Origin of the sequence: uncultured Campylobacter sp., assembly GCF_938045405.1 — a bacterium.
GTDB lineage: Bacteria > Campylobacterota > Campylobacteria > Campylobacterales > Campylobacteraceae > Campylobacter_B.
Genome location: NZ_CALIMW010000191.1, coordinates 1 through 3,889, shown reverse-complemented (window position 1 = coordinate 3,889; position 3,889 = coordinate 1). Strand labels below are relative to the sequence as shown.

Annotated in this window: 4 protein-coding genes and 1 pseudogene; all 5 read left to right on the top strand. The window is 46.5% G+C overall.

The features are described 5' to 3' along the window. A pseudogene (locus Q0140_RS07220) lies at positions 1-208 on the top strand (hypothetical protein); the annotation flags it as partial. Between the two features lie 49 nt (positions 209-257). Beyond that, positions 258-1,022, top strand: a complete 765-nt coding sequence (locus Q0140_RS07215) for a phosphatidate cytidylyltransferase (RefSeq protein ID WP_297963330.1) — start codon at positions 258-260, stop codon at positions 1,020-1,022. Beyond that, the gene (dxr, locus tag Q0140_RS07210; RefSeq protein WP_297963329.1) at positions 1,016-2,116 is read left to right on the top strand and encodes a 1-deoxy-D-xylulose-5-phosphate reductoisomerase; all 1,101 of its coding nucleotides are present in this window, start codon (positions 1,016-1,018) and stop codon (positions 2,114-2,116) included. The genes Q0140_RS07215 and dxr overlap by 7 nt, the downstream gene beginning before the upstream one ends. A gap of 76 nt (positions 2,117-2,192) precedes the next feature. Beyond that, positions 2,193-3,143 (top strand): DUF3137 domain-containing protein, encoded by a 951-nt coding sequence (locus Q0140_RS07205; RefSeq protein WP_297963327.1) that lies wholly within the window; start codon positions 2,193-2,195, stop codon positions 3,141-3,143. A 185-nt stretch (positions 3,144-3,328) separates the two neighbouring features. After that, positions 3,329-3,889: hypothetical protein (locus Q0140_RS07200; protein WP_297963325.1), on the top strand; the 561-nt coding region annotated here is incomplete at its 3' end.

The window sequence follows — 3,889 nt, the reverse complement described above, 5'->3', positions numbered from 1 at the left end:
TCCAAGCGCACACGTCATCGTAAAGACAAATAAGCAAAGTCTAAGCGAAGAGGTGGTCGAATTTGCTGCTAAAATTTGCGTAAGCTTCAGTGCAAGCGGCAGCGGAAAATATCTCGTCGATTACACCAAACGTCAAAATGTCAAAATCAACGAAGGTGCTTTCGTAAACTACGTAAATTTTAAAACAATCAGCGTTTTAAAGCCGTAATAAGCGAGCTTGCGATATAATTGCTCAAAATAAATTCCAAGGAAATTCTATGAAGCAAAGAATAATCACGGCAAGCATTTTACTCGCCGTATTTTTGGCTCTAATTCTCATAAACGCCAGGTGGCTAAATTTCGCCGTATTTGCGCTGATACTCGTACTTGCGTTTTTTGAAAGCCTCAAATTATGGGGTCTAGAGGAAACTAGCAAAAAGTGGCTCGCGCTGGCGATCGCGTTTTTTGCGCTGCTACCATTTACGCAGACCGATGAGCCCTTCGTCTCAGCGCTAAAAGTTAGCATCCTAATGATCCTATGCGTCGCCTCTGTCGTAGCCTTTACCAAGGGCCCCAGCCTAAAGATCACGCTTCCTTTCATCTATCCCGTTGCGCCGATATTTTTTATGTGGGCGGCTTACGATGATTTTGGGGAAGTTTTTCACTTCGTTTGGCTGATCTTTATTATCGTAGCTAGCGATAGTGGCGCATATTTTATCGGTAGAGCCTTTGGCAAAACTCCGCTAAGCGCTAGCTCGCCGAATAAAACCGTAGAGGGCGTGCTAGGTGGTCTTGCACTCGCGCTTATCGTTAGCCTCATTTATGCGCGCATCTTTACCAATATGCCGCCGCTTGAAATTTTAGGAAAAACCATCATCATAGCAATTTTTGGCGTGTTGGGCGATCTGTTTGAGAGTTACCTAAAGCGCGCGGCGGGTCTTAAAGACAGCGGCGCGCTCTTTCCCGGACACGGCGGGATCTTAGACCGCATCGACGGCTATATGTTCGGCGCGATCGCGATGGCGATAGTCTATTCATGGTAGTTTTAGGCTCCACGGGCTCTATCGGCACAAACACCCTAGACGTAGCCGCGCGCAGCGGCAGTATGATCGAAGCGCTTAGCTGCGGGCGCAATATCAAGCTTTTAAACGAACAGATCGCAAAATTTCATCCTCGTCTCGTCTGTATCGCGGACGCGCAGCAAAAAAGCGAGGTAGATCACGAGCGCGTATTTTGCGGCGCGGATGGAATTTTGCAGATGCTTGCGGAGTGCAAAAGCACGACCGTGGTAAACGCTCTCGTAGGCTTTGCGGGCATGATGCCCAGCCTAAAAACCCAAGAGCTCGGCAAAAGGCTCTGTCTAGCTAACAAAGAAAGCCTCGTCGTCGGCGGGAAATTTCTGCAAACGGATAAAATTTACCCGATCGACAGCGAACATTTCGGACTGAAATTTTTGCTTAGCAATGCCAAAATCCCCGTTTCGCGCCTAATCATCACGGCTAGCGGCGGCGCGTTTTACGACGTGCCGCTAACGCAGCTAGGCTCGCTCACGCCGCAAAACGCCCTCAAGCACCCCAACTGGAAGATGGGCGCGAAGATCACGATCGACAGCGCCACGATGGCGAATAAGCTTTTTGAGGTGATCGAGGCGTTTTGGCTCTACGGCACGCGCGAGATCGACGCGCTTATCGAGCGCACCTCGCAGATCCACGCGCTGGTCGAATTCGCAGACGGCTCTACGACGGCGCATATTAGCAGGGCCGATATGCGACTAGCCATCGCGCACGCGATGTTTAGCGGCAACGTACAGCAGCAGATCACCGCGCCCGTAGATCTATGCGCCCTGCGACCGATAGAGCTTAAACCGATCGACGAGATGAAATTTCAAATTTTTACCCTCAAAGACGCGCTGTTAGCAAACCCCGATCTCGGCGTCGTCATCAACGCCGCAAACGAAGCGGGCGTAAATGCGTTTTTGCAGCAGCGGTGCCGCTTCACCGACATTGCGCGTGTCGTGCTAAAGTGCGCGGAGAAATTTAACTCGCCTAGCGTGACGGATGCGGACGCGCTTGTGGCGGTGGATGCGAGCGTGCGAGCGTATGCAAACGAACTGTTGAAATTTGACGGCAAGCTTTAAGCCTAGCTTTGCCCGCTCAAATTTAATATTAAATTTGAGCTATCTTGCCGCAAGCGGTGAAATTTAGGATCAAAAATTGTTAGACGTACAAACTATCGTAAATTTGGAAAAAGAGCGCCGCAAGCTGCTGCAAAGCCGCATAAAATGGAAAATGATAAGCCTGCTTAAAGCCTGTGCGATATTTATCCCTGCGGTTTTCCTAATGAGGTATATGGCTAGCGAAGAGGGTACACCTTTGGGGATGCCGTATCTTTTATTTGGTCTGGGCATAGCGCTATATTTTACTTATAAGCTATTTTACGAAAAAACCTACAAAGTCAAAACGCGAGAATTCGCGCTACAATACAAAGCCCTCTACATAGCACCCTACGTCGAAAGTCTAGGATACAAATACAACAGATTCGGCGCCGTAACTCAAGAGCAAGATATTCTGCAAAGCGGGCTTTTTAATCAATATGCAAATTCCGGCGGAGATGACTTGATATACGGAAACATAGACGGCGTGGACTTTAGCTTCTGCCATATTTGGATGTCTAAAGAGACTATAGATGATAGCTTTTTCACTTTGATTTATGAAAAAAAGGAGATGGAGATATTTCAAGGTCTTTTTTTCGCGGCAGATTTTCATAAAAAGATCAGATCCGACGTTTTTATTCTTCCAAGACAAATAAAGCTATCGCACGGCGTCTTGGAAAGCGGTGCAAAATTTTGCAATATGGATAACGCGAAATTTAATAGATCTTTTGCGGTATATACAAAAGACGCGGTCGCCGCAGCGTATGTGCTAACGCCGGCGCTGATGGAGAAAATTTTATTTTTAAAAATGCTTACAAAATCGAAGATCGCGCTTAGCTTCAGAAAAAGCAAAATTTATATAAAAATCCCCCGCGGATACGATAGCTTCGAGCCCGATCTAAATAGACCGATACGCGGTGATAAGCTCGCGAGTAAGATACAAATCGATCTGGACGCGATGCTTCAAATCGTAAAAATTCTAAAGCTAAATGAAAAAATTTGGACTTCTTAGAGTGCGCAAGGCGGGGCGAGGCAAGCGGGCGAAACGGGGCGGGACGGGGCGAATAAACGAGATGCACGGTTCGCGCAAGGAGCTGCAAAATTTAGCGACATCCAAGCGGCATATGCCGTATCGGGCGCAGATTTACGCTGTGCCGCAAGGTTGCGCCATTAAAATTTAATAAATAGAGGTTGGGCGTGGATATTAAAACCGTCATAGATTTAGAAAAGCAGCGCAAACGGCTTAAGAAAAGTCGCAAGCTTTGGAAAATTTTAAGTTATCTCGTAGCGTTTGCGGTTTTCGGTCCGATGCTTGCGCTAGCATTGATAATCATCTTTCTTGATTTTCCCAAACTCGATCTTGGCATAGAAAGCTTATCTTTTTTGGTCATGTCTATTTTAGCAATAATCGGCACGCGAGATGAATTTTACGAGTGGATTTTCGAGCGCAAAACCGAGCGATTTTTGATGCGCTACAAAGAGCTTTATCTCAAGCCTTATATCGAGAGTCTGGGCTTTTCGTATAAAATGGGCGCGCTTTTTCAGGAAAAAGAGGTAAGAGCAAGCGAGATATTTGACGGATTTGATAGATTTCGCGCGGATGATCTGGTTTGCGCGAACGTGGACGACGTGGATTTTATGTTTTGCGATATAAGACTAGAAAAAGACATCGGCACGGGAATTCCATTTATTTTTAAAAATAATTACGCCACATTTTTCGAAGGACCCTTTTTCGTGGCAAATTTTAATAAAAAAATC